The following is a 24,589-nucleotide window of genomic DNA, read 5'->3' as shown; positions in this document are numbered from 1 at the left end:
GAGTCCGCCGGGCTGTCCGAGTGCCGCCCGGCCGGCTTGTCGCACCGCGAGCGGGTGGCTCGGAGCCGACCGACAATGGCGGCAGGCAGCCGATCACGAGTTTGCGCTGAGGTTCCTCAGCAGGAGAGGGGTGCGGCATGAGCGCACAGCCACAACTCGTGCGTCCTGCCCGCCCTGGCCGGCGCACCCATGTGAAGCAGCGTGTACGGTCCGGCGCGAAGGGGGCATGCGCGTGAGCGCCGGGGCCGAGAGGGCGGCGATCCTGCGAAGATCCCTCCGGGTGACCATCGCGGCGAGCGTCGGCTTCTATCCGCTGCTGTACGCCGCCGAACTGCCGGCCGCAGCTCTATACGCACTCTTCGCCCCCATCGCCATCGGCTTGCTCTCGGCCATCCCCGGATCCGGCCGCCGACAGGCCGTCATGGTGCTGTGCGCGCTGCCCCCGGCACTGGTTCTGGCGGCCCTCGGGACCTTGCTCGCGGTGGACACCTGGGCCGCGACCGGCGGCATGCTCGCCATCGGCTTCCTGCTGGTGTTCGCGGCTGTGGCCGGCCCGCGACCGGCGGGCGCAGCACCAGGCCTTCAGCTCTTCTACATCCTGGCCTGCTTCCCGCCCTACGCTCCGGAGGCACTGGGGGAGCGCCTCGTGGGGCTGACCGTGGGGATGCTGCTCCTCGCGGCCTCCCAGGTCCTGCTGCCCGACCCACCTGTCCCGTCCTACCGGGAACGGCTCGCGACCGCGCTCGCGACAGCGGCCCGCGGAGCAGTCACCGGCGAGGTGACACCGGAGAGCCTGCGCGAGGCCGGATCCAGGATGCGGCTTTCACGAGTACCGGCGTCGGAACGCCCCGCCGGTGCGGGCCGGACGGATCGCGCCTTGGGACAGGCCGGCAGTGCGGTACGCCGACTCCTGGACCAGCTGGCCACCCTCGCCGAGACGCCACCGACAGCCGCCGACCGGGCGTCCGGCACCCTCCTCGGCCGGGTCGCGGAGGTGTGCGAGGCCTGCGCCCGTTCCCTGCGCTCCGGGTGCCGCCCGCCAGCACCCGGAGCCCTGGAGCACGCGATGCGGAGCTTCCAGTCGGAACGGGTCCGCGTGTCTTCAGGACTGTCCGGTTCAGGGCAACCCGCTTCCGGCCCGACCGGCCGAACGCCCCCCATCGCCGTGCTCCGACGGCAGTCACGGGTGCTCGCGCTGGCCGAATCGGCGCGGATCGTGGAGGTCACCGTGGACATCGCCGCGAACGGCATGCCCGCAGACCCGCCTGCCCCTCGCGATCTGTTCTGGTACGCGGAGCTCTCCACCCCGAAGCTCTGGGCGCGGCGCATCCTCGGGAACGTGACGCTGCGGTCGGTGCTCTTCCAGAACGCCGTGCGGACAGCGCTCGGCCTCGCGGCCGCCCGCCTGGTGGCTGGTTCGCTCGACCTGGCCCATGGGTTCTGGGTGCTGCTGGCCGTGCTGACCCTCGGGCGCACGACAGTGGGGGCGACCTGGCAGGCGGCCCGTCGGGCATTGGCAGGCAACGCGGTCGGGGCCTTGGCGGCCGGGGCACTCCTGATCGGCCTCGGGTCGCACACGGACGCCTACGCGGCACTGCTCGCACCCGCGATGCTGGTGGGGTTCTCCCTCGGGCCGCTGTTGGGGATCGCGTACACGCAAGGGCTGTTCACCCTGGTCGTGGCCACCGCGTTCGCCCAGATGGCCCCGGTCACCTGGCGGTTGTCGGAGGCGCGGATGATCGACGTCGCCACCGGCAGCGTGATCGGCCTCCTGTGCGGACTCCTGGCCTGGCCGGCCGGGGCCCGACGCGAGGTCCGCCGCGCCATGGCCCAGCTGCTGCGTACCTGTGGCGGGCTCGTCCCGCAGACCGTGGAGGCACTGCTGACCCCGTCGCCCGGATCGCGGGCTTCGCCGCAGACCCTGCCGAGCCTGCACCGGCTCCGCCTCGCCGAGGCCGCGTACGCCCAGTACCGCAGCGAGTCGGGAACCGGCCCGGAGGACGCCGGACCCGACTGGCACGCCGTGCTCATCGTCGCCTGTCACATGCTCATGGGCGCCCACCGGTTGCCCCGCTTCGGTCTCCGTCCGAGCACCGGCCCGCCGAACCCGTCCGCGGTCCGGGCCCGCGCCGCTGCCGCTGATCTGAAAGCCGAGGCCGACCGGATCGCTTCACGGCTCACAGGTGGCCACCCGGTTTCCGAGCCGCTCTCGGCGCCGGAACCGGAGGGCTACTCGCCGGCCGCCATGTCCGTCGATCTCGAGGTGTGGATGACGAGCCTCGGTGACCAGTTCGCCCGGATCGAGGCCTCTCTGGCGCAGTCGTACCGGGCGCAGCTTCCAAGGGTGACCGCAGTCGGCGACCCGGAGTCCTGAGCGCCTTGCCCGCGTCACACGCTCCAGGTGCCATAGCTCTCACATTAAGTAGTATTTCGGATGAAAAAGAAGAGTCTTGGTCGGGGCCGGCGCACTGGCCCGAACCGATACCAAAGGCGACGGGGCGCACGGAAAACGAGTGGACCGAGGTAACCACCCATGTCGGACGAGAGCGTGCAGCACCCGAGTCTCATCGTCCCGGTCGGGCATGTCGAGCCCGTGCCGCGGCGCGTCCGGGGGACGATCGGAGGGCACGTAGCGTTCGACACCCGGCGCGCACTGTACGTGTGGGAATGGCCCGCCTATCCCCAGTTCAGCATCCCTGTCGAGGACTTGGTCGACGGGGTGCTCACCGACGACGACCACGCGGAACCGCTGGGTGCCGGGCCCGCGCTGCGCCACACACTGCGGGTCGGATCCGAGGTCCGCGAGGGCGCGGCCTGGGTGTGGGACCACGGGGCCCCGGCCCCTCTGCTCGGCACCGTCCGTTTCGAGTGGGAGGCGCTGGACTCGTGGTTCGAGGAGGACGAGCCGGTCTTCGTCCACCCGCGGAGCCCTTACTCCCGGGTGGACGCGCTGCGTTCCACCAGCAGCGTCCGGGTGGAGCTGGACGGCGTCGTGCTGGCGGACGCGCCCAACTGCGTCAAGCTGTTCGAGACCGGTCTCCCGACCCGGTACTACCTCGACCGCACGCACGTCGACCGGGCACGGCTGCGTCACTCCGCGACGGTGACCCGGTGCCCGTACAAGGGCACGACGAGCAGCTACTGGTCGTTCGACAGTGACGTCGCAGCCCACGAGGACATCGCCTGGGCCTACGACTTCCCGACGATCCACGCCAACCGCATCGCCGGCCTGGTCGCGTTCTACAACGAGCGCGTCGACCTGTACGTGGACGGGGTGTTGTTGCCGCGGCCCTCCGATCCGACCAGGTAGGGCAGGGCGCCGTCCGGGGCGGTGCGCGAGTGCCGACGTTCGCGGTGCAGATCCTGAATGCGGTCATCGGGCCCGCAGTTGCACGCACCATGCGGCGCACGGTCGGCAATTCGTCAGCAGCGGGGGACCGGGCGGGGCGGACGGATGTCCTTCAAACGATCACCCGTGATCCCCGGCACCGGTGGCATCGGCGCCGGGATGAAGGGCGCCGGCGGGGGCGACGTAGCCCTCGCGGAGAGGCCCGCCTGCCAGGTCCAGTACACGGGTGGCCGCGGTCGACAACGGCGCCGGCGCAGCGTGTCTTGCCAGGGCGAGGTGTCCGTCGAGCAGACGTCGGCCGAGATCGGGGTCGGCTGCTCTCAGGCGCCTGGGCAGCCATTTGCCCGCGCCGTTCCACGTACGGTGATGAGCGGTGAGCAGATGCGCCGCTTCGCGCAGGATCCGGTCCGCAACAGCCAGCTGTTCGTAGGGGTCGCTGTCGGGTCCGGCGTCGGCGAGATCGTCCAAGAGGTCGGTGAGCAGGGCTCGTCGGGCGTCGCGTTCCTGATCGGTCAGGGGATCCGGGCCTGCTGCCAGCAGTACGTGGGCCTCCTGGCGAAGCGTCTCGACATGACCGTCGGGGTCGTCGAGAACGACGGAATCGGCGAAGAGGAAGAGAGCTGTCGCCCTGCGCGTCCTACGGCTCTCCGCGAAGGCGGTCCGCAGGTCCGCGCGGCTGTTGAGGAAGACCTCGGCCAGACGGCCGTCGTGGCGAATCACCTCGCGACGTCTCGCACCGTGATCGGGGAGAAGGACTGTGATGTCGAGGTCACTGGTGGGAGTGGACCGACCGCGTGCGGCGGAACCGCCCAGCACCGCGCCGATCGCTTCCGGATAGCGGGCGGAAACGAGCCGGCCGGCCGCATGGACGTCTGCGGCCGACTGGTCGGAATCGAGCCTGGGGCCGGGCTCCGGCTGGGGGTCCATGGCCGTCATGGTGTCAGGTCGGGTTCTGGCCGCCTCGATAGAACGGCGGTGCGGGATTCCCGCGGTCAGCCGTTGGGCCCCACGATGAAAGCGCACGGTACGGACACCGGCCTCCGGCGCCGCGCTACCGCGACATCGGGCTGGAGCTCAGAGTCCGGTGACCTTGGCGCTCGCCGACAGTTCGTAGGCCAGGGTGACCGTGCGGTGGCCGTCGGGTGGGAGAGTGACGTCCCAGCGGGCGATGCCGTCGGCGTCGACCGTATCGGGCTCAGGGGCGCAGGATTCCTTCCGCAGGCGTATCTCCACGGCCGAGACCTCGGAGACCGGAAGCCGCTCCCGCAGGGTGACCACTCGGTCGCCCTGGTCTCCGGGGGCCGAGAACCGGGACAGGTGCAGCTGGACCGTGCGTGTGATCACGGTTCGCTGGGTGAGTCCGGCGGTGTCCCGTGCCTCCTCGGCCTGCCGGACCACCCGGTGGTCGTCGCAGCTGCCGAAGGCGAGCTCGGCGGAAGCGCCGGGGGCGGTGAAGTCCAGAGTGCCGCGGCCGATGAATCCGCTGTCGCGGACCAGGTCGACGGGCCCGGCGAGCAGTGCGTGGCCGGCCTGGTTGTCGAACCGCACCACTTGGGTGACCAGGGGAGACAGCTCGGGTGAGCAGGCGTACTCACTACGTGCGGCCGTGGTGAAGGTGGACAGCGGCACGCGGTGCGCGCGGCCGTCACCGGGTACGGAGACCTGTGCCGGGGACTGCAACACCCGTGCCTGGCCGCCGTCGTCGACCCCAGGCAGACCGAGCACCGGGGCCGGGCCGAGGGACCCGATCTCCTCCTCACGCAGCTCGACGCCGACCGTGCGCCGCTCCGCGTCGGAGCGGTCCGTGAGCGTCAGCCGGTCCTCGACGAGGGGCGGCGGTTCGGTGGCGAGCGCGGAGCGGGCCGTCGACAACGTCAGCCGTACGTCCGACCAGTTCTCGCCGGTGCGCTGCCAGACCATTGCGTCGGTCTCCAGCGTCAGGGAGTCACCGTCGAGCACTGCCCGGTAGGCCGGCCGCCACAGCGCACATGGGGTGAGGTGGCTCAGATGCAGCTCGACCGGCCCCGCGACCGCGGTTTCCACGGTCAGTTCGATGTGGCCGACGAGTTCGGCGGGCTCCTCCTCGGATACGCGCATGGCTTGCTCGGTCTGCGTGAGTTCGACGTCGAGGGCGGCCAGCCGGGCTTCCACGGAGTGGAGTCGTTCTCCGCACGAGGCGCGTTCGTCGTCGGCCCGGTCCAGTTCACGGGCCCAGCGGGAGCTGTCGTTCTCCCCGGTGCCGGCGCCCTCACTGATTTCCCGCAGCAGATCCGATGCGAGCCGACCCAGCAGATCCCGGCGGGCGTGGAGCCGGTCGCGCTGCTGTTCCAGGGTGAGCTGTTCTCGTGCGAGGGCGTGTAGCCGCAGGCTCAGAGCGGAGTCGTCGTCGGCAGGGGGCAGCGGCCCGCGAGGCGTCCAAGCGCGGGTGATCCGAACGTCGAGTACGGCCGCTGGGTGGTCGGCGGACAGTTCGGCATGCAGGGTCCGGTCGACGGCAAGCGCGCTGACCGGACCGAGACGCAGCCGCTGCACCCCCGCCTCCAGGTCGAGCACGACGACACGCTCGACGTGGGCGCGATCCTCCAGGCAGGTCACAGCGGTGACGGGAAGAGCGATGGGTTTCGTGGTCATGGCGTGTGTCAGCTCCTGCGGTTGCCGCCGACGAGGGCCTTGCCGGCCGGCATTCGGATCTCGTAGCCGCCGTCGAGCACGGTGGTGCCGCCGGCGGGAAGGTCCACCCGCCAGATGCGGGTGCCCGGGGCGTGGCGATCGGGCCCCTGGATGCCTCCGGGGGTCGTCCAGCCGGCCCGTTCCTCGATCCGGACATCCGGTTCCGAGGTGACGGGCACCCGCTCGCGGACCTCGACGGTGACCGGCCCGGCGAGACGATTTGCCAGCTCCACGTGGACGCGGTGGTCGAGCACGGTGGTGCTGTTGCGCAGACCCGACGTGGACTCACGCAGGTTCGTACGGCGGATGACCTGGATGCCTTCGGCCGGTCCGAGCCCGACCCTGCGGACGCCACCAGGGGCGAGCGTGGGCAGTGCTGCGGTCAGCAGGAATTCGTCGTCGACGGTGACTTCCACCGGACCGGCGAGGAGAGCCTGGTCGGAGGCGTTGGAGAGCACCGACGTCGCGTACACGGTCTGTTCCACGGAGGGTGTGCAGAGGTACTCGGTGTGCATGCCGACAGCGATCTCGCCGACGGTGACGGTGTGCCAGGTGCCGTCCGACGGAATGTCGGTGCGGGCAGCGGTATCGAAGCGGTGATCGAAGGAGCCCGCCGATTCGCGAGGCAGCACGGCGTGCCCGGGCAGGGGCAGCACGCCCACCGATTCGGCGCGGCGGCGGTGTTCGGCAGCCACCGGGTCGTAGGGGGAGCCGGGGAACAGCCTGCCCCTGCGACCTCCCTGCTCGGCGGGGCTGCACAGGACGAGGGCGGAGTAGTCGAGCTCGGCGCCGCTCGGCTGCGGCGGCCCGGCCGGCGGTGACGGAGGAGGTGCGGCTCCGCCGGGGGCCGCGGGTGCCAGGGGGGCTGATGCCGTGGGAGGCGGGCCACCGGGGCCCCGCCTGCCGCCCGTACGTGCCCGGACCGGTGGCGCGGGGGCGGGCGCGTGGCCGGCGAAGAGTTCAGGGGAGGCGCCGCCCACACCGCCGGGCACCGGGAGCCCGGGGGGAGGGCCCCCGTAGGCCTGCGGTGCGGGCAGTGGCGGCGGAACGGGCCCGGACGCGGCGGCCGCCGGCGTGGCGGTCGCGGCAGGCCGGCGGCCCGCCGTGTCGTACCCGGTGAATAGGTCGGCGAGACCCGCCGGGGGCTCGCGCCAGCCGGAATGCGCGGAGGCCGGCTGACGGCGTCCTATCCGGACCGAACGGAGCTTCGGCAGGTCGGCGTCGCGCCGCAGGTCGGCCGTGGCGAGGCCCAGGGACACGCCGGTCCAGTCCTCGCCGGTGCGCTGGGCCACCGACGCACGCAGCACCAGACGGCCGCTGCTCCCACCCTGACGGTAGGTGAGACGGTAGGCAGGCACCCAGACTGCGCCCGGTACCCCGTACTCGAGTTCGAGTTCGACCTCGGCATCCGGATCGTCCGCGCCGGACACGTCTACGGTCAGGAGAGCCGAGACCGTGGTCTCCACGCGCGCCGACGGTGCGTCGGTCGAGGCGCGGGCCAGCCTGTCCACAGCGATGCCGAGTTCGTGCTCGGCGCGGCGCAGCGCATCCTCCAGTTCGACGAGGCGGCTGTGCAGCCGCGTCAGCCGCTCGTCCACGAAGCCGGCGAGCTCCAGCCACGCGTCGACCGGAGTGCGACGATGGGCGTCCTCACGCCTGCGGGCCGGCGGGACGGGGCGCAGTGCCCTGACCTCCTCGATCAGGCTCAGCTGATGGTCCCTGCGCCCCTGCGCCTCCGCGTGTTCGTCGCGCAGCCGTTCGACCTCGCCGTGCAGACCGTCGGGCGTGGACGTTTCGAGCGGCTCTGCCTCGACCTCCACCCGGGCCTCGCTGACGCGCACCCCGCGGGCGTCCGGAACCCGGACCCGCAGCGAGCCCGGATCCAGTGAGCGGGGCAGCCCCGTCACCCGCACCCCACCGCCCGGCGGCACACTGCCCCGGGCCAGGCGGCGGCAGACCGCGCCCTGTGCGTACACCACCACAGAATCGAGGGTCGACCCCCACCGCTGCGCTGTCTCGGTCTTCATGTGCTCCGCCCCCCGTCAGTGCCGAGCCGAGCTTACGCCCGGGCCGCCCGCCGAATCTGCCGCACGCCGCATCCGTGCACTCCGCATCCGGTGAGCAGGCGGGGCCGGACCAGGCCTCCGGGTGCGGCTCCATTTCGTGCTCGTAGACCTGCTCGACGAATTCCTTCGAGAGGTACATGTGGCGTTGCGTCGAAGCCGGCGTTGCGTACCCGGTCGATCAGCCGGATCTCCGTACCGCCGAGGTCGGCCTCGAGACGCGGCCCCGACAGCGGTCCGGTCCTGCCGGCGCTGCCTGACTGCCGGCCGCCCACCAGCGGTCGGTTCAGGATCCAGGACGGTTCCCGCCACCGAGGGCCCAAGCCTCGATGTCGCGGTAGTGGATCGGTCCGCGGCTGCGGCCGACGTTGCTGCCGACCAGGTGCAGACGTTCGGCAGGCCACCGGTGGCCGGTGAATCCGGTGAACCGTTCGGCGATCTCCGCCGCCGAGGACCGGTCTCCTCGGCGGACGCGGGCCAAGGTCAAATGCGGGCGCAGGGGCCGGTCCTCGAAGGCGATACCGCAGCTCTTGACCGCTGTGCGCACGTCGGCGGCGAGCATGTGCAGTTCGTCGAGGTCTCCGTCGATGCCGGTCCACAGCACCCGGTCGTCGAAGGTTCCGCTGCCCCTCAGTGCCAGGCGGGGTGGCTGGTGATCCGCTGCGAGGTGGGCGAGCGGAGGGCGCAGGAGCGGAACGGTCGTGGCCGGCAGCTCCCCGAGGAACGCCAGGGTGATGTGCCAGTCCTCGATGCGGTTCCACCGCACGTGAGGGTGCGTGTCGTAGGCGGGGCGCAGTTCCCGGGCCAGTTCGTCCTTCGCCCGGTCGGGCGGGGCGAGGGCGATGAACACGCGAACGGTCGCGGGTTGAGTCTGTTCGTTCACACCTCACTTCGTACCGCATCCCGGTGGTGGGCGGCGGACCGGGTGTGCGGCGGGTGCGCTCGGGGCCAGGAGACACCCCTGCGACACGGTCGCGCGGGGTGTCTCCGCGGGCCGCCCGTCAGTGAGGGCGGGCCGGATCAGTTCGGGTTGTCGCCGTGGGTCAGCGTCTCCCAGGCCACGAAGAGGTTGTTGCTGCCTGCCGGGCGGTTCTGTTCGGTCAGCCGCTGGGTGTTGGTCATCGCGGTACCGAGGCGGTTGTGCAGGGCGTTGTAGCCGACCTCGGTGACGGGTCCGAGGCCCAGGTGCAGCGCCCCGCCGCACAGCCAGCTCGGCGCGGGCTCGCCGAGCTGGTACCTGGACTGGAAGCCGAGTGCCTGCCGCAGCCGCTCACCGACGTCCGTGCCGTAGAGGTCCTGGCCCTGGATCCGGCTGGTCTCGGCGATGTGGGCGATGGCCGAGATGCCGTAACCGGTGTGCGTGAAGTCGCGGCAGGTCTCCTGGGTGAGCCCGGTGACGAAGGTGGACTGCCCCTGCCAGTAGTTGACGATCTTCGCGGTGGTGTCGAGGTTCTGGCTCGGCACGGTCTTGGGCACGGCTCCGTCGGAGGCGAGGTAGACGTACGCGGCGGTGCGCGTCCGGAACTTCGCCATGGCCTTGTCGTACGACGTCTTGTCGTCGAGGAAGACGGAGATGCCGACGGCAGCCTCCATCATCGACAGCTCCCAGTTGCCGTTGGAGTTGGAGCCGTTGATGACCTTGGGCAGGTAGACGTCCCGCAGCATGGTCGCGAAGCGACCGGAGCCGGACCATGTCCCGGTGTAGGTGTATTTGATGATCTCGGCCGCCTTGGGCCATGAGGAGCCGGCCCACCCGGTCTGCAGCGGGGCATTGCTGTTGGTATGGCTCTTGATCACCGCCGACCAGGCGTCCATCAGCTCGATCGACTTCTTCGCGTACCGCTCGTCGCGTGTGATGTACCAGGCGAGGGCGTTGGTGTACGCGGCTATCGCGTCCTCGCGCTCGTCCGTGCAGCCGTAGTTGGGGTTGGAGTAGGAACCGCACTCGACGGTCGCGCGGGGCTTGGCGGCGCGGTCCGGATCGGCGTACTTGCTCGCCATCATCTGGTCGTACGCGCCCTTCCAGGGCTGGGCGCCGGCGTTGACCTTGCCGCGGGTGAAGTCCAACTGCCCCTTGGAGACGGTGACTCCGGGGTGCGCGAAGGCGGCGGGCGCTGCTTCGGCGCGATGGGCGCCGGGCAAGGAGAGGATGCCGGCCACCAGAGCGGCGGTCGCGGCGGCCGCGGTGACCAGGAGCGCCGGACGTCGTCCGGTGCGGTGGCTTGCGGGAGTGTCGGGCATGTGGGGGGCCATCCGTTCGTCTATGTGAACGATGCACTGGATGTTGAACACGCGCGCTGATCGGTGACCATAGGTACAGACCAGTGGCCCGTCAAGGGGCCCGGATGGATCCGCAGTTCAACTACCGTTCATACATGCGAACTTGAGGGGCTGGACTCGAAACGGTGCCCGGGGGAGAGGTCCCGGACGGCCGGCGGGTGCCTCGGCAGGTGACGCCGGGGTTCCGTACGGCTCCGAGGGGGAGCCGGGGTGCCTGAGTACTGCTACTCATGCCCCGGGCCCACCACCGGGGAACGCTGGGCCCATGGCCATGCCACCTCCGTCCGACTCCCCGCCATGGCGGACCCACCACCCCCGCTACACAGGGGCCAACCATCCACTGCCGTCGCGACACCGCTGGTGGTTGCACCCCGCAGCGGACATCGCGTTGGCAGTCGGCCTTCTCGTGATCGACGTCATCGCCGCTCTCGGCGTATTCGTCCACGGCGTCGATGCCGCGGGATACAGGATGTTCGACGCCGCAGCTGACAACTCGTCCGTCTCGCTCGCCCGCCCCTTCGCCCACGTGGCCGTGGCCGGCCATGTCGTCCTGGGCTCCGCTGTCCTGCTGCTCATCGCCCGCGCGCGGATCAGTGGCGGCGTCCAAGCCCTCGCCGGAATCGTCCTGGTGCTCGTGGCCATGACCGGAATGCACGACACGGACGGCCGTGTCCCCCCCACAGCCTGCCCCGGCCTCCTCCGTCGACCCTGGAGCACAGTGCCGGTCCGGCGGTGACAACAGCGAATGCGGCGGATCCTGAGGGGACCGGAAGCAGCAACGGCGGTTCGAACACGCGAGGCCCCTACCCGCCGCCTGCGCATGCTCGTGCGACCTCGCCTCCCGAGAGAACACGACGAGAGGCGCCGAGGTCCCCGCTCGACTCGTGCTCACATCCGGTGGAGTCCGAAGGCGAAGACCTTCGGACCTCACCGTGCTGGGGTGCGACCCGTCAGCACTGTGCCGCCCATACGTGTGCGTCCCCTCGGTCGTTGGCGTTCGCGTTGGAGGCGACCTCCTGGCCGGGGGCCAGACAGATCGTCCGTTCGCCACCGTTCGACGGCCACTGGACGGCGCTCTCGTAAACGATGACGTGGTCCTTGATCCCAGGGCCGGAGATCGCGTGGTTGGCCCAGGACGAGTCCGCATCGGCGATCCAGCTCTCCCACCACTCGTCGTCTCCGGACGAGGCGAAGACCCTTCCGTCCGGATCGCTGAAGTTGGCGTCACGCCAGACGCAGAAGGACCCGCTCGGACAGGGTGCGGCGGATGCGGGAGCCGTCGGCGCAGCGCAGACAGCGATCAGAGTGGCGAAGAAGAGGGTGCGAAGGCGCTTCACGAGCGGTTGCCTTTCTGGGCGTATGCAGCTTCGGTGAGCAAGGTCCTGGCGCGCTGCAGGGCGTCTTCGCGTAGCAGCCGGTACTCGGTGCGGTCTGCGAGGGGCGCCGCGGAGCGCAGGTTGGCCATGCTGGTCGAGACTCGGAACCAGCGCCGCTGGTCGCCGTAGAGCCGGCGTTGTGCTGCGGCCAGGCACCCGTCGGTGTGCTGACTGATCACGTGGCCGCCGGGCAGTGTGAGGGAGAGCTCGGCCCGGCCGGTTCCGAAGAGGGCGTCGGAGATCCGGCTCGCCCGGTCGGGCGACGGAGAGGCGCCCCCGGGTCTCGGCGGGGTCAGTCCCTGCCGGATCAGGCAGCGGTCGGTGACCAGTCGCTGGGCTGCCTTCAACGTGTCGTCGGGCCCGAATTCGATCCGCTGGGCCGGTGCGGCGCATCCGGTCAGCAGGAGGCCGACGGTGATCAGGAGAACCGGCGTGTGCCTCGCCGGGCGCCGGAGTACGGGCACGGTGAGCGGCTCAGCCGGGCAGGCAGTCGGTGGGCCGGACGCGCTGGATCCCGTCCAGCTTGTCCCACCACTCCCAATACGCGGAGTAGTCGCCGCCGTAGACGGTCCGGTAGAGACAGCCGCCGTCCCGAGGGAAGTGGATGGCGTAGAAGGTGTCCTGGGTCTGGTTGTTGAACGACTTCGCGTGCCGCTTCACGTGCGGAGCGGCCTCGGCGTAACCGGTGCCGCTGTAACACCAGCCGCCTCCCGCCCCCATCTCGTCGGCCTCGGGCCAGAAGCAGACGTGTCCAGGCAGAGCCGCCTCGACGAACGGTGCTGCGCGATGGGACTCCGCGCCGGCGGAAGGCGCGCCGGCGACGAGCGCGAGGGTGGACAACAGGACGGCCGACAGACGCATACGAGCAAGCCCCCGGTGCGGTGGACGAACGGTGCGGTCGCAGCCTTCCACACGAGGAGTGCGGGCACACGCGCCGCCACTCGTAACGGTGAGTAGTCATATCCTTCTGTCGGACCTCGCTCAGGTCACGGTGACTTCGGAGGGCAGGCGTCGTTGGGGTGGTGATCGATATCGGACGACGCGTTTGGGGTTCTGATGGTGACGGCTCGGCAGAAGTACTCCCGGACGGGCGCGATGCTCCGCTGCGGTGCTGCGACGTTGGTTCTCGTTCTGACCGGCTGTGGTGGCGGTGGGGGCGACGGCGCGAGTGACGCGAAACCGTCCGCGGGCGCACCTTCCGTCTCCACGGCCGCTGCTCCGGACACGCCGTTGTCTTCGGCCGCGCTTGCTTCCCCGGCTCCAGGGGCGCCTGACGCGGGGGCCGAGGCCGAGGTGCTGGAGGTGTACGGCTTGATGTCGGCGGAGCACGAAGAGGCGTACCGGGCGGCCTCGGCGGAGGGGACAGACCTTGAGCGGTACATGGCGCCCGACGCATTGAGCGCGGTCGAGAAGGATCTGGCCCGAATGAACAAGCAGCGCGTGGCGATGCGCGGTGATCTCGGACATGAGCCGGAGGTCACCGCTGTCGCTGCAGGCGCGCAGCCGGCCACGGCGACGGTGGAGGACTGCGTGGACGCGTCGAAGTGGCAGACCCTGGATATGACGACCGGTTGGCGGATCCCCCCGCCCGCCGACCAGCCGTCGCGGTACGTGGCCACGGCGAGGATGGAGCGGGGGGACGGGAAGCGGTGGACGGTCACTGAGTACGCAGCGGACAAACCCCGCTCCTGCTAGGTCTGAGGCTCCCCGTCAGCCGCGTACGGCCTTGTCCCCGGCTCGCTCGGCGACCGGCACGTCCAGAGGGCGGGCGAGCCCGACCACTCCTTCATCGAGGCGCTGCAGGTGCCGCAGTACGCGGAAGGTCACCGTGCCGGAGGGCGGGGTGCCGGAACCGTCGTCACGCAGCGTCGAGGCGATGCTGGCACCGGACTGGACCTCGCCCCCGACTCCCTTGTCACCGACATGCGCGGCGAGCACCTCGATGTTGTGGGCGATACGCTGCCCGGCCCGGTGGAGGCGGGGGTCGGCCGCGACCGTCTTGCTGTGCGGCACCAGCTCGGCGGTCGCCGCGAGCGAGCGCGCGTGGTACGCACATGTCTCCAGAAGCGCCACCAAATAGCGGACGGTCTGCCGCCGGCCGCGCAGCGGGGTGATCGGGTAGGTCAACGGATTGGTGGAGTCCCGCAGCTCGTCCAGCGCCGTGTCCAGGCCGCGGGCCTTGCTGAGCAGGTCGGACGCGGGACCTCCGCTGAGCTGCTCCACCGCGGCCGAGGCGACATCACCCAGCCTGTCCAGGACGGTCCCCAGCAGTTCATCGGTACGACGGTCGGTGTGCACCGGCAGCACCAGTACGGCGGCGATGACACCGCACGCGGCGCCGATCGCGGTCTCCTCGATGCGCAGTACCAACACGTCGAAGCTGTATGAGTTCAGCAGGGTGTAGAGCAGGCCCAGCATGGCGGTGACGAAGAAGGACATGACCGCGTACGACAGAGGAGCGGTGAAGAACATCGCGAAGATGAAGACGAGCACCAGCGCGAACGCGACCCAGGTGTGGTCGCCGACCAGCCCTGCCAGCGCGACACCGGCCACGGCGCCCAGAAGGGTGCCCAGGAGCCGCCGGTAGCCCTTGACCAGGATCTCGCCGGTGGAGGCTGTGTTGAGGAAGACCACCCAGCACGTGAGAACGGCCCAGTACCAGCGCTGGGTGGAGAGGAGTTCGCCGCCGACGATGGCCAGGACCGAGCCCACCGACACCTGGAAGGCCGCCCTCGTGGTGGGACGCTGCAACCCGGAGCGGTCGTCGCTCTCGGACTTCTCGGAGGAGGCGAGCGCGATGTCCTCCGCGTCGAATTCCTCGCGGGAACGGGTGGTCGCCGGCGAGTCGTCGGACTCGTCCTGGGGCCCGTCCAGCGCGAGTCGCAAGCCCAGAACGGATCGGGCCGCCTCGCCGATGCCGCGGAAGGCGTCCTGGATCCCCGCGGGAGCGGGGGGAAGCCTCTCCTCGTCGCGATAGCCGAGCAGCCGGTTGCGTATGTGGGCCACTGCCGTGCCTTCGTCGCTCGAAGCCGGCCGGTCCACCAGGAGATGCAGAGCCTTGAGGTCCCGGCGCAGGGCCATGGTCGCGTCGTCCTCAGCCGGCCTCCAGTCCCCGGTGAGCGGTACGGGCGCGTGCGGCAGATGCAGGGTGAGGGTGTCCGCGCGCTCGGCGCTGCGGGCGTTCAGCAGCAGCATGCCCAGCCGCTCCGTGGCGATCTCCGCATCCGCGACCCGGCGTTGCAGCAGTGCGGCCTTGTCAGCGTCCTGCGTGCCCTCCTCCAGGCGGCCTTGGATCATCAGAGCGGCTTCGTGCAACCGCGCGGTGCGCCGCCGCATGTCGTCGAGCACCTTCTCCAATTGCTCGGGCCCGGCGTCGAGCAGTTCGATCTGGATGGCGACGAGCTGGGCGACTCGGGTCCGGAAGGCATCGCGCAGTCGTGCCAGGACGCGGCGGGGGGTTTCCGGGACGACGGCGAACCGCACCACCGCACTGCAGCCGAACCCGACGGCCAAAGCCAGATACAGCGCCGGCAGAGCAGCCGTTGTGGCGCCCACGAACAGGGAGAGGAAATAGATCTGGAAGCCTATGAGGCCCAGTGCTGTACCTCGGTCGCCGAACCGCCGACAGTAGACGGCGCCGAATATGAGAGCTACGAAGAACAGGTCACCCACGATGACCTGAGAGGTCAGCAGTGCACCCAACGACGTCGCGGCCAGCGCCACCGGCAGGCCCAGAGCGAGGGTGACCGCCTGGTCGCGTACCAGAGTGTCCTTGATCGCGAAGGTGGCGGTCATCGCGGTCATCGCACCGGCGACCATATGCGTGACGTCGGTGTCGAGCAGCGCCAGGACCACAAGCGTGAGTCCGATCGCCGATACGGTCCGCAGCCCCGCCGTGAGCCGCAGCAGCCCCGGATCGGACGCCGCGAACCGATCCCACATGATGGCCCCGCCCCGCCGCCGCACTGCCCTCACCCTGCACTTTCTTCAGCTGCCCGCCACGATCCACGTGCCGTTCAGCATCGCACGGCAGGGAACTGGAGGACGAACGCAGGTCGCCGTCCGACGCGATCCCGAGCCCGCCCCGGCCAACGGTGGGCGACCACGTCGGGAGGTACCCGCACACCGGAATGCCCAGGCTCCAGGACGCGTTGGGCGCTGTCCCCGCAACCGCACGCCGCGGCAGACCGCGAGAATCCCGGACGCGTGCTCCGAATGAAGCCGGGCATGCGCGGAGCATGGCAATCCTGAGGACATTCGCCCGCCCCTTGCTCGCCTCCGTCTTCATATCGGGTGGGCTCCGCACGCTTCGAGATCCGCACTCCGTGGCAGCCGCCGCCGAGCCGGTGGCCCAGCCCGTCGCGGGACGCGTCCCGCAGTTGCCGAACGACACGGTGCGACTCGTACGCATCAACAGTGCCGTGCAGCTCGGCGCCGGCGCGCTCCTCGCGGCCGGTCGGTTTCCGCGAGCCTCCGCTCTGGCGCTGGCGGTGTCCCTCGTGCCAACGACCCTGGCCGGGCATGCCTGGTGGAATGCCCAGGACCCCGATGAACGGGCACACCAGCGTGTCCAGTTCACCAAGAATCTGTCCCTGCTCGGAGGCCTGCTGATCGCGGTGGCGGACACCCATGGCAAGCCCTCGTTGGCCTACCGCTCCCGGGCAGCGGCCACCGCCGGCGCCCGTAGCGCCCGCAAGGCGGGGCACGCGGCGGGCACTGCCATGGCCGACACCGCGCACGGGGCCCGGTCGGCTGCCGACGCCGTGCGTGACCACCTTCCGATGCCTTGACCGCGACAGGCGCGCCCAAGGCATCGGCGTTCCTTCCGGTGAACTGCTGCGGGACCGGTCATCGCTGGTCGGGGAAGGCTCCGGTGCGGTCGGGGACATGGCTCCCGGTGATGAGACCGGGGTGGGCGCCCAGACCCATGGAGGCATCTATCACGGCACCGTGGAGGTATCCGGTCGCGCAGGCCGAGTGTGCGTTCCAGGGTGCGGGGGGTGCTCCTGGACACGACCGAACCGCGGCCGTGCTGGCTGTCGTCGACGTACGCACGCAGTCGATGGACAGTGACCGCTGTGGCGGCGTCGTACTCCGCCAGATCCCACAGGCCCACGCCTGGGAGGGCGCCGGTGACCGGAGCCGTGTCTGCGTCGTGTTGCTCCGTCATGGAGAATTCTCCCTGTGCTGGTCGTGGTACCGGGTCGGGGGAGCGCCGGCTCCCCGCAGTCCGACCGTTTCCCACCGGGCGCAGCCGGCGATGACCGTCGTACGCAGACCGGGAGCGGCATCTCCTCGCAGTGAGGGGATGCGAGCCGGGAGGTCACCTGGGGCGCGCTGCCACCGCGGTCCACCCGCTCACCACGGAAACGCTTCTTCCTGGAGGGGTGCGTGCACGGCGACGGAGCTGTCTCCCGTCAGTACCCTGCGAACGCTGGAGGCGAGGCTTCCGCTCGTGTCGAGGTCGAACACGACGTTCGGCCGGTGTCGCATGCTGAGACGCAGCACATTCGGCAGCATGACTCGGGTGATCAGATTGTCCGAGACCTGTCGTGCGATGTCGCCCTGGAAGTCGTATCGGCGTGCTCCCGCCGCCGAGTAGACGGGGATGCGCGCGGGCATGGGCTCGAACGCGCTGATCGCCTCGTATCCCTCGTCGGCGTACTTCCCCAGTTCGGGATGGTGGGAGCCGAACGGCACAGGGACCGGCGTGGCGGGGACGTCCTGGTCGGCTGCCGCATCCTGAATCGCATCGATTCCGGCACGGGGAGCGGTTATCACGACCGATCGGTCATCGTTGACGAGAGCCGGAGCGGCCTTCCGGACGCCTGAACGGTCGATGATCTCGTCCGCCACACGGGGGGAACAGGCGAGGTGAATCATCCTGCCTGGGCACGACCTCTGGATGGGCGCGGCCGCGAGCGTCATCCGGGCTCCGTCGGACACCGTGAAGGCGCCGGCAGCGGTGAGTGCGGGGAGATCCCCCATGCTGACCCCCACCACGGCCGAAGGGGGGCCGCAAGCCTGGCTCAGTGCGTAGTGAACAGCCATGGAGGAAGTGAACATGGCCAGTTCGAGCCCGCCCGCGCGAGCCAGATCGGTCGTGGACGGCGGGGCGGCTCCCAAGAGCGCGGGCCCCAGCGGTTCTTGATCGAATGCGGCGGCCACAGGGTCGGTCTGGCCGACAACCTCCTCGAACGACTGTCGCAGCAGGCTGCTGCGCCGCAGGGCGGCGGTCAGCGAGGTGACCGAGAAGGTGCCTTGGCCGGGGAACAGATGCATGTTCGAGGACGCGTCAGACTTCCTGCGTCCGCTGTGCGCGTTGTGGGTCATGAGGTCCTCCGCTCATTGCGGGATGTCGCCGGGCTCGGCTCTCGCCGGTTGACCAAAGGGGTGAGCAGGTCGCCCGCAGGGTCCACATCAACATCCAGACTGTTGACGAGTCCGGCCAGCATCCCGTAGTAGCCGGTCAGGGCTATGAGTTCGACGACTTCCTGGTCGTCGTACTGATCCCTGAGCGAGGCCACGGTCCGCGGATTCAACGTGTGGCTGCAGAGCAATTCCGTCACTGCTCCCAGCGCTGTCCGATGCTCCTCGGCGAAGACGCCTTCAGGGATCTCATTCTCCGCGAGGGCCGCGATCTGATCGCCGGTCACGCCCACGGCCCGGGCGACAGGTGCATGCTGGGCGCTCTCGTACGGACACCGAGTGCGTGAAGCGACTGTCAGGATGACCATTTCCCGCAGTCGCGGACTCAACGTCGTGAAAGCGAGGAGTGCTTTGCCCAGGGCCACTGCGGGCTCGGTCAATGAGGGAGCGTGATTGAGCATGCGGAACACGTTCAGCGGTGTCGGAAGGTCCTGGAGATGTTTGTCTGCCTGAGGCGACGAAGGATAGGGAATCTTTGCCACGACGGACGTGATCCTTTCCTGTAGGGCCTGCTCGGCGCAGTTCAGCCGATTTCTGTGGACGTGCGGATCGGGAGAATCCCGTGATCGCCAGGTCCCCTTACGAGAGACCATGCGATATCCGAACGTCATGAGCAGGTGCCCCCGCGCCGAAGCGCTACCTGCCCATGCGGGGAGAGATGTGTGAACGCGTTGAACGCACTGGCCCGCCGGGCACACCCGCAGCCCGCTCCGCGTGTCCGCTGCGCTCTGGATATGCCGGGTCGTCCAGTGCTACGGACCGGCGTCCGGGACACGACGGATTCCGGGAGCAGCGCCGCCGGTTGCCGGTATCTTCCCGCGGATCCGGGGAGACTAAGGCTGAAGAAGGGCGTCGGCCCCCGTGCGAGGACTTCACCGGCCAGTGGGCGACGTGCGTAGGAAAGGAAGCGCACGGATGGCGAGGACGCGCAGCTCCAACACGCAACTTCGGATGCTGCTGACGGAAGCGGCATGGACCGCTTCGGCGCTGGCGCGTGCGGTGAACGCGGCAGGTGCGGAAATAGGGATCAACCTGTCCTACGATCGGACATCGGTTGCCCACTGGCTATCCGGAACCCGGCCACGCCGCCCCGTGCCCCAACTCGTCGGAGAGGTCCTTTCCCGCAGGCTGAACCGGACTGTCACCGCGACCACGGCCGGGTTTCCCGGAGATGAGAACTCCTTGGGGACATCGCAGGCCGGGCCGTCCAGGAGTGATGACTCGGTCGCCCATCTTGCCGAACTGACCGGCGTGGACGCCCATCCGCTCCAGCGGGCCCCGCTCCACAGGACGCCGTACGCGACGGCCTCACGCGGCATACGCGAATGGCGTGATCCGGGGGATCTCGCGGGGGGCAGGGCCGGCTCGCCGTCCGGAGGGAGGGTCGGCCAGCCGGAGATCGACACGCTGAGGCTGGCTGTACGCGGGTTCACCACCGGTCTTGACCGGCATGGCGGCGGCTACGCTCGGACGGCGCTCTGCGCCTACCTCGCCGACGACGTGGTGCCCTGGCTTCGGAGTCCGGCGAGCGAGAGAGTCCACGGTGAACTTCTCACCGAGTCGGCGCGCCTGGTCTTCCTGCTCGCCCGGAAGTACGGGGACTGTGCGCTCCACGGGATAGCCCAGCTCTACTTCGAAGCCGCTCTCGGGCTCGCCAACGAGGCAGGGGACCACACCACGTGGGCTGTGGTGCACCGAGGGATCAGCTGCCAGGCGCTCGTCCTGGACCACCGACGCGCTGCGTTGGTACACGGGGAGCAGGCCCGTCTGGCCTTGCCGTCGGCAGCGCCGATGTCCGTCCGTTCCTTCGTCATGGCCCAACTTGCTGTTGCGCAGGCGGCCATGGGGAACAAGCGCACCGCACTGGCCGCCATGGCCGAGGCCGAGCGGGCAGCGGAGACAGACGGTTCTGACATGAGTCCGTTCGGGGGCTATCCCATTGCCGCGCTCAAGTACCAGCAGTCACAGATGCTGCATCGGCTGGGCGATCTCAATGGTGCGGTCGCGGCTCTCGACGCATCAGATCGACACCGGCCGTCGGACGATCGGCGTGGATGCGCGCTGACGCGCGGGGCACGAACCAGCCTGCTGCTGACCCAAGGGCATGTGGAAGAGGCGAGTGGGAGCTGGCGCGGCTTCCTCAATGCCAAATCCGGCCTTCGGTCCGCGCAGGTCAGCCGTGTCGACAGTGAACTGCGACGCCTGTTTCACCCTTACCGCGCGCAACCTGCCGTTCGACTGATCCTCGCGGAAGTCCGCACCGAACTGCGCAACCCATGATCTCCGAGTTATTCCCTGTGCGCCCTGGAGCGCTGATCCCTCGACACGTCGACGTATCCATCGGTGCCCATTGTGAGTCGAGTGAGGTGTGTCCGAAGGCGTCATCTCGAGGATCGAGCTGATAATGGGCGGATGAACGACCCCTTTTGCGTGGCGGAAGTAATCGGTTGGCACCCCATCGGTGTGTTCGCACCGGTGGATGAAATGGGTGACGTCACTCACCATGCGGTTCCAGCGATGGGGTGGTCGAAATCCGACCTCGGGCGCGGGAAGCCCGGATGGCGGCGCAGCTCGGTGAAGACAGCCGTTCGACGCACCACGGGCTGACCCGGCAGCCGGGGGGAGCACCGAGGGCGGAGAGAGCTGTGCCCTGCCCACGTACCTCGCTGTGTGGCACGACCCTCGGCGGTCCCCCTCGCGCCTCTCTCGGCGGATCGGCACAGGCGGTGCCGGCGGCCCGGCCGAGGGACGGACGGGTCAGGCCAGCATTCCGGCGCGGAGCTTGCCGAGGGTGCGTGTGAGGAGACGGGAGACGTGCATCTGGGAGACGTCGAGTGCGGCGCCGATCTGAGATTGCGTCATCTCCTGGCCGAAACGCATCTCGATGAGACGGCGCTCGCGGTCGTCGAGCTCCTCCAGGAGCGGGGCCAACGCATGCAGGTTCTCGACCGTTTCCATGGCGGAATCCGGCTCCCCGAGGACATCGGCGAATGTGCGGGACACCGTGCCTGTCGTCTCGCCGGTGTCGGTCGGCATGTCCAGGGAGCCGGCGGTGTAGCCGTTCGACGCGATGATGCCCTCGATGACCTCGTCCTCGGTGCGGTCCAAGTAGGCGGCCAGTTCCTTCGACGTCGGGTCACGGTCGAGGCGGGCGGCGAGTTCGTCCTTGGCCTTGGCCAGTTCCACCCGGAGTTCCTGCAGCCGTCGGGGGACGTGGACCGCCCAGGTGGTGTCGCGGAAGAAGCGCTTGATCTCGCCGACGATGTAGGGGACGGCGAAGGTGGCGAACTCGACCTCGCGCGAGAGCTCGAACCGGTCGATGGCCTTGATGAGGCCGATGGTTCCTACCTGGGTGATGTCCTCCATGTCGCCGCTGCCCCGGTTACGGAAGCGGCGCGCGGCGAACCGGACAAGGGAGATGTTCATCTCGATGAGGGTGTTGCGCGCGTACTGGTACTCGTGCGTGCCCTCCTCCAGGACCTGCAGCCGCTCGAAGAACAGCGTCGACAGAGCGCGGGCGTCCTTCGGAGTGACCTTGCCCGCGTCCTCGATCCAGGGCAGCTCACCGATGTGTTCCGGCGAGGCCTCCGAAGCCGACACCCCATCAGTCCGTACGGCCTTGGCAGTCTGTTCGGCGATCACTTTTTGTTCCCACCCTCCCTAGTACTGAGCGCGCTTCCTGACGAGCCCCTGCCCTGCCTCGGAGGCCTCATGCGCGGTCACGCACTTTTTCTTGCTGTGTGGAAACAGTTGTCCCTGGACATCGTAAGATGAGCAGCGCCGTCCACCGGTGCGACCTTTCGGGCGCGCCGCGCTGGATCGGGTACAGGCCCCGTACGCTGGAGGCCGGGGGCCGGGTCCCGAAGGCGGTCCGGGTTTCGGCGCAGCACGACGAGAAACAGGATCACGTGGACAGATTCGCTGCAGTCGAGCGGGAGCTGCGCAAGGCGGCACCCCACCTGCTCCTCGACGTCGTTACGGCGGCTCTGCGGGAGCAGTTCGACGTGCAGAACGTGAAGTTGCGGCTCGCGGACTACGGCATGACCACGCTCCAGGTGGTGTCAGAGGTGCCGATCGCCGAACCGGTACACGTGCATGACAGCCCGCAGGGACGGGCCTTCGGCGCCCAGGAGCCGTATGTGGAGCCCCGGACCACGCCGGGCCCCGTGACCGCGCACCTGCCGGTGACCGTCCGTGGGGACCGGCTCGGTGTCCTCAGCGTCACGGCGCCGGAGGGCGGCTGCTCTCCGGCGGACCTGGCGGAGATGCAGCAGATCTGCGAAGCACTGGGACACGAAATCCTGGTCGCCGAACGGGACACCGACCTCTACCTCCTCGCCCGCCGGGCCACACGGCTGACCCTGGCCGCGGAGATGCAGTGGCAGTTGCTGCCGGGCCGCTCCGTGTCCCGCCCCGAATTCAGACTGGGCGCCCACCTGGAGCCCGCGTACGCGATCTTCGGCGACAACTTCGACTGGTCGGTATCGGCCCATCACCTCACCCTCACCGTCACCAACGGCATGGGGAAGGGGATGGAGGCGGCCCTGCTGACCAATCTCGTGGTCAACGCGCTGCGCAATGCCCGGCGCGCGGGCCTCGACCTTCCCGGCCAGGCCAGCCTCGCCGACCAGGCCGTCTACACCCAGCACCGCGGCGCGCTGCACGCGTCGGTCCTGCTGCTGCGCTTCGATCTGGCCACGGGTGAGGTGGAGGCTGTGGACGCGGGATCTCCCCGGATGTGGCGGCTGAGGGGAGGCAGTGTCGATTCCCTCGACTTCGACGCGCAGCTCCCGTTGGGCATGTTCGAAGAGACGGAGTACGTCGCGCAGCGCCTGCGCGTCGAACCCGGCGACCGGCTGCTGATCGGCAGCGATGGCGTCTACGAGAGCGCGTCGGCAGCCGGGGAACACTACGGGCAGCGTGCCCTCGCACGGTCGCTGTCCGCGCATCGCTTCCTGCCGTCCGAGCAGGTGCCGCTGGCGGTACTCCGCGACCTGCGGGACCACCGGGGGACCACTCCGCTGGACGACGATGCCCTGGTGGTCTGCCTGGACTGGTTCGGCCGGCAGTCCTCCACCGGCCACCCGTCCGCGTGACCGATGCCGACCGGGCGGCCTGTGTCTACCCGGTCGACCGCAGGGGTCTCGCCCCGCCGCTGTCCTGCCCCGAGGCCGAGGCCGAGGCCGCGTTCCGGAAGGCCCTGAGCCCTTCGAGGAGCGAACGCCGCGCCTTGGCGGGCATGGCGTCGATGGTGGACATCAGTATCTCTTCCCTGCGCGTGCGCAGGTCGACGAGGTACGCCTTGCCGAGGCTGGTCAGCCGGAGCTCCAGCTCCCGGCGGCTCACCGGGCTCGGGGCGCGCTCCACGAAGCCCGTGGCCTGCAGCCGGTCGCACAGCCTGCTGACCGAGGGGGAGGCCGACCCCAGGGCTTCGGCGAGCATGCGCAGATTGATGCCCTCCTCCCGGTCCAGCGTGTACAGCACGCGCAGCTGGGAGGGGGAGACCGGGCCGGTGGGCACGGCGTCGCGTCCGTGTTCCCAGAGGACTTCGAGGAGTTCGACGAACTCGGAACCCTCACGGGCCGCGTCCCGGGACCGCTGGTCGGGTTCGGGGTTCAGGCCCATATTGATGACACTCCGATTCGGCATTGCCTCACTCGTCCGTCTGGCCACCGGACCGAGCGAGGCGGCCGGGCATCCGATGCACTCGTACGGAAAGCCAGGACAAAGGTTCCGGGACACACTCGTGGCCCCGAATATCGTACCCCCGTCCGCCACAGGCTTCTGAGGATCACGGGCCGACACCCGGTATGTTTCCGCATGGCAACAGTTGCCATCGGGTACGGTTCCGCAGGCGACATCCGATGCGTGATCATTCAGCGGTCACCGCCGCTCCTGCCGCGACGGCGACCGCTCCCCGGCCTGGAGTACTGATATCCATGACACATAACCAGCCCCTTACCCTCTCCGTTCGGCACCCGGCGGATTCCATTGCTGTCCTCACCGTCACAGGCGAGATCGACGTGGACAGCGCGCCCGCCCTGCGGACCAGGGCACTGGAGCTGATCAGACAGGGCAGACCGCACCTGGTCCTCGATCTGGCGCCCGTGGAATTCTGCGACTCCTCCGGCCTGAACACCATGATCGGCATCCTGCGGTATGCGAAGGACCGGCACGGGTCCCTCTCGTTGGCTGCCACGCCACCTCATCTCACCAGGCTGCTGGACGTCACGGGGGTCGGTGAACTGATACCGGCGCTTCCCACCACCGCCGAGGCCCTGATCCGGATCGCGATGCCCGGAGACGCGCCGGAGGAGCAAGAGACCCGTTAGGCGGGCAGGGATTCGCTGGCGACGTCCTCACCGATGCTGTCCGTACGTCCGTGCGCGGGACGTAGCAGACGACGCGCGGCCGGACACTCC

Annotated in this window: 21 protein-coding genes; 8 read left to right on the top strand and 13 right to left on the bottom strand. The window is 69.7% G+C overall.

The window, feature by feature from the left end:
• Positions 1–226 precede the first annotated feature (226 nt).
• Both ACFWFI_RS21920 and ACFWFI_RS21915 read left to right on the top strand, forming a co-directional pair.
• On the top strand, positions 227–2,374 hold the full coding sequence (locus tag ACFWFI_RS21920; protein ID WP_387392777.1) for an FUSC family protein: 2,148 nt from the start codon (positions 227–229) through the stop codon (positions 2,372–2,374).
• Positions 2,375–2,533: 159 nt separating this feature from the next.
• On the top strand, positions 2,534–3,310 hold the full coding sequence (locus ACFWFI_RS21915; RefSeq protein WP_387392774.1) for a DUF427 domain-containing protein: 777 nt from the start codon (positions 2,534–2,536) through the stop codon (positions 3,308–3,310).
• A gap of 159 nt (positions 3,311–3,469) precedes the next feature.
• Here ACFWFI_RS21915 and ACFWFI_RS21910 read toward each other — a convergent pair whose 3' ends face one another.
• The 5 genes from ACFWFI_RS21910 to ACFWFI_RS21890 all read right to left on the bottom strand — a co-directional run bounded on the left by ACFWFI_RS21910 (position 3,470) and on the right by ACFWFI_RS21890 (position 10,323).
• The gene (locus tag ACFWFI_RS21910; RefSeq protein WP_387392772.1) at positions 3,470–4,276 is read right to left on the bottom strand and encodes a nucleotidyltransferase domain-containing protein; all 807 of its coding nucleotides are present in this window, start codon (positions 4,274–4,276) and stop codon (positions 3,470–3,472) included.
• A gap of 147 nt (positions 4,277–4,423) precedes the next feature.
• Complete coding sequence (locus ACFWFI_RS21905) at positions 4,424–5,980, bottom strand: DUF4139 domain-containing protein (protein WP_387392770.1); 1,557 nt, start codon at positions 5,978–5,980, stop codon at positions 4,424–4,426.
• An 8-nt stretch (positions 5,981–5,988) separates the two neighbouring features.
• Positions 5,989–8,046 (bottom strand): DUF4139 domain-containing protein, encoded by a 2,058-nt coding sequence (locus ACFWFI_RS21900; protein WP_387392767.1) that lies wholly within the window; start codon positions 8,044–8,046, stop codon positions 5,989–5,991.
• A gap of 322 nt (positions 8,047–8,368) precedes the next feature.
• On the bottom strand, positions 8,369–8,965 hold the full coding sequence (thpR, locus tag ACFWFI_RS21895) for an RNA 2',3'-cyclic phosphodiesterase (protein ID WP_387392765.1): 597 nt from the start codon (positions 8,963–8,965) through the stop codon (positions 8,369–8,371).
• 137 nt (positions 8,966–9,102) lie between these two features.
• Positions 9,103–10,323, bottom strand: coding sequence for an alginate lyase family protein (locus tag ACFWFI_RS21890; protein WP_387392762.1), 1,221 nt, complete (start codon positions 10,321–10,323; stop codon positions 9,103–9,105).
• Positions 10,324–10,627: 304 nt separating this feature from the next.
• On the opposite strand from ACFWFI_RS21890, the gene ACFWFI_RS21885 reads away from it, so the two are divergent.
• The gene (locus tag ACFWFI_RS21885) at positions 10,628–11,098 is read left to right on the top strand and encodes a DUF6234 family protein (RefSeq protein ID WP_387392759.1); all 471 of its coding nucleotides are present in this window, start codon (positions 10,628–10,630) and stop codon (positions 11,096–11,098) included.
• Between the two features lie 214 nt (positions 11,099–11,312).
• Here ACFWFI_RS21885 and ACFWFI_RS21880 read toward each other — a convergent pair whose 3' ends face one another.
• Genes ACFWFI_RS21880 through ACFWFI_RS21870 form a run of 3 tightly spaced genes read right to left on the bottom strand, consistent with a single transcriptional unit; the run spans position 11,313 to position 12,599 of the window.
• A complete protein-coding gene (locus tag ACFWFI_RS21880; protein ID WP_387392756.1) occupies positions 11,313–11,699 on the bottom strand; it encodes a peptidase inhibitor family I36 protein in 387 nt (128 codons plus the stop codon).
• Positions 11,696–12,202 (bottom strand): hypothetical protein, encoded by a 507-nt coding sequence (locus tag ACFWFI_RS21875; protein WP_387392753.1) that lies wholly within the window; start codon positions 12,200–12,202, stop codon positions 11,696–11,698. Before ACFWFI_RS21875 ends, ACFWFI_RS21880 begins: the two co-directional genes overlap by 4 nt.
• Before the next feature lie 10 nt (positions 12,203–12,212).
• Positions 12,213–12,599 (bottom strand): hypothetical protein, encoded by a 387-nt coding sequence (locus tag ACFWFI_RS21870; RefSeq protein WP_387392751.1) that lies wholly within the window; start codon positions 12,597–12,599, stop codon positions 12,213–12,215.
• Positions 12,600–13,052: 453 nt separating this feature from the next.
• Between ACFWFI_RS21870 and ACFWFI_RS21865 the strand changes: the two genes are divergently transcribed.
• Positions 13,053–13,433 (top strand): hypothetical protein, encoded by a 381-nt coding sequence (locus tag ACFWFI_RS21865; RefSeq protein WP_387392749.1) that lies wholly within the window; start codon positions 13,053–13,055, stop codon positions 13,431–13,433.
• 15 nt (positions 13,434–13,448) lie between these two features.
• Here ACFWFI_RS21865 and ACFWFI_RS21860 read toward each other — a convergent pair whose 3' ends face one another.
• Positions 13,449–15,680 (bottom strand): FUSC family protein, encoded by a 2,232-nt coding sequence (locus ACFWFI_RS21860; RefSeq protein WP_387392746.1) that lies wholly within the window; start codon positions 15,678–15,680, stop codon positions 13,449–13,451.
• Between the two features lie 296 nt (positions 15,681–15,976).
• On the opposite strand from ACFWFI_RS21860, the gene ACFWFI_RS21855 reads away from it, so the two are divergent.
• Entirely contained in the window at positions 15,977–16,528 is a 552-nt protein-coding gene (locus tag ACFWFI_RS21855; protein ID WP_387392743.1) for a DoxX family membrane protein, read from the top strand.
• Between the two features lie 568 nt (positions 16,529–17,096).
• On the opposite strand, the gene ACFWFI_RS21850 is transcribed toward ACFWFI_RS21855, so the two are convergent.
• Complete coding sequence (locus ACFWFI_RS21850) at positions 17,097–18,071, bottom strand: acyltransferase domain-containing protein (protein ID WP_387392741.1); 975 nt, start codon at positions 18,069–18,071, stop codon at positions 17,097–17,099.
• Positions 18,068–18,649: a carboxymuconolactone decarboxylase family protein gene (locus tag ACFWFI_RS21845; protein WP_387392738.1), complete on the bottom strand. Its 582-nt coding sequence runs from the start codon at positions 18,647–18,649 to the stop codon at positions 18,068–18,070. The genes ACFWFI_RS21850 and ACFWFI_RS21845 overlap by 4 nt, the downstream gene beginning before the upstream one ends.
• Positions 18,650–19,049: 400 nt before the next feature.
• Here ACFWFI_RS21845 and ACFWFI_RS21840 point away from each other — a divergent pair, with 400 nt between their 5' ends.
• The gene (locus ACFWFI_RS21840; RefSeq protein ID WP_387392736.1) at positions 19,050–20,447 is read left to right on the top strand and encodes a hypothetical protein; all 1,398 of its coding nucleotides are present in this window, start codon (positions 19,050–19,052) and stop codon (positions 20,445–20,447) included.
• Between the two features lie 477 nt (positions 20,448–20,924).
• Here the strand turns inward: ACFWFI_RS21840 and ACFWFI_RS21835 are convergent, their stop codons facing one another.
• Positions 20,925–21,806, bottom strand: a complete 882-nt coding sequence (locus ACFWFI_RS21835) for a SigB/SigF/SigG family RNA polymerase sigma factor (RefSeq protein ID WP_387392782.1) — start codon at positions 21,804–21,806, stop codon at positions 20,925–20,927.
• Positions 21,807–22,075: 269 nt separating this feature from the next.
• Between ACFWFI_RS21835 and ACFWFI_RS21830 the strand changes: the two genes are divergently transcribed.
• A complete protein-coding gene (locus ACFWFI_RS21830) occupies positions 22,076–23,263 on the top strand; it encodes a PP2C family protein-serine/threonine phosphatase (RefSeq protein ID WP_387392734.1) in 1,188 nt (395 codons plus the stop codon).
• Positions 23,264–23,288: 25 nt separating this feature from the next.
• On the opposite strand, the gene ACFWFI_RS21825 is transcribed toward ACFWFI_RS21830, so the two are convergent.
• Positions 23,289–23,792, bottom strand: a complete 504-nt coding sequence (locus ACFWFI_RS21825) for a MarR family winged helix-turn-helix transcriptional regulator (protein ID WP_387392779.1) — start codon at positions 23,790–23,792, stop codon at positions 23,289–23,291.
• A gap of 314 nt (positions 23,793–24,106) precedes the next feature.
• Between ACFWFI_RS21825 and ACFWFI_RS21820 the strand changes: the two genes are divergently transcribed.
• The gene (locus tag ACFWFI_RS21820; RefSeq protein WP_387392732.1) at positions 24,107–24,499 is read left to right on the top strand and encodes an STAS domain-containing protein; all 393 of its coding nucleotides are present in this window, start codon (positions 24,107–24,109) and stop codon (positions 24,497–24,499) included.
• The last annotated feature ends 90 nt before the right edge of the window (positions 24,500–24,589 follow it).

It is taken from the genome of Streptomyces sp. NPDC060209 (assembly GCF_042728155.1).
In the GTDB taxonomy this organism is placed as follows: Bacteria; Actinomycetota; Actinomycetes; order Streptomycetales; family Streptomycetaceae; genus Streptomyces.
This window is presented reverse-complemented; position numbering and strand designations above follow the sequence as displayed.

What these genes read in the sequence shown, in the direction of transcription:
- ACFWFI_RS21820 (WP_387392732.1), top strand. Translation starts at nt 24,107, where the DNA reads ATGACACATAACCAGCCCCTTACCCTCTCCGTTCGGCACCCGGCGGAT.
- ACFWFI_RS21860 (WP_387392746.1), bottom strand. Translation starts at nt 15,680, where the DNA reads ATGTGGGATCGGTTCGCGGCGTCCGATCCGGGGCTGCTGCGGCTCACG.
- ACFWFI_RS21825 (WP_387392779.1), bottom strand. Translation starts at nt 23,792, where the DNA reads ATGGGCCTGAACCCCGAACCCGACCAGCGGTCCCGGGACGCGGCCCGT.
- ACFWFI_RS21900 (WP_387392767.1), bottom strand. Translation starts at nt 8,046, where the DNA reads ATGAAGACCGAGACAGCGCAGCGGTGGGGGTCGACCCTCGATTCTGTG.
- ACFWFI_RS21910 (WP_387392772.1), bottom strand. Translation starts at nt 4,276, where the DNA reads ATGGACCCCCAGCCGGAGCCCGGCCCCAGGCTCGATTCCGACCAGTCG.
- ACFWFI_RS21915 (WP_387392774.1), top strand. Translation starts at nt 2,534, where the DNA reads ATGTCGGACGAGAGCGTGCAGCACCCGAGTCTCATCGTCCCGGTCGGG.
- ACFWFI_RS21870 (WP_387392751.1), bottom strand. Translation starts at nt 12,599, where the DNA reads ATGCGTCTGTCGGCCGTCCTGTTGTCCACCCTCGCGCTCGTCGCCGGC.
- ACFWFI_RS21865 (WP_387392749.1), top strand. Translation starts at nt 13,053, where the DNA reads ATGTCGGCGGAGCACGAAGAGGCGTACCGGGCGGCCTCGGCGGAGGGG.
- ACFWFI_RS21855 (WP_387392743.1), top strand. Translation starts at nt 15,977, where the DNA reads ATGGCAATCCTGAGGACATTCGCCCGCCCCTTGCTCGCCTCCGTCTTC.
- ACFWFI_RS21920 (WP_387392777.1), top strand. Translation starts at nt 227, where the DNA reads ATGCGCGTGAGCGCCGGGGCCGAGAGGGCGGCGATCCTGCGAAGATCC.
- ACFWFI_RS21905 (WP_387392770.1), bottom strand. Translation starts at nt 5,980, where the DNA reads ATGACCACGAAACCCATCGCTCTTCCCGTCACCGCTGTGACCTGCCTG.
- ACFWFI_RS21850 (WP_387392741.1), bottom strand. Translation starts at nt 18,071, where the DNA reads ATGACCCACAACGCGCACAGCGGACGCAGGAAGTCTGACGCGTCCTCG.
- ACFWFI_RS21890 (WP_387392762.1), bottom strand. Translation starts at nt 10,323, where the DNA reads ATGCCCGACACTCCCGCAAGCCACCGCACCGGACGACGTCCGGCGCTC.
- ACFWFI_RS21885 (WP_387392759.1), top strand. Translation starts at nt 10,628, where the DNA reads ATGGCCATGCCACCTCCGTCCGACTCCCCGCCATGGCGGACCCACCAC.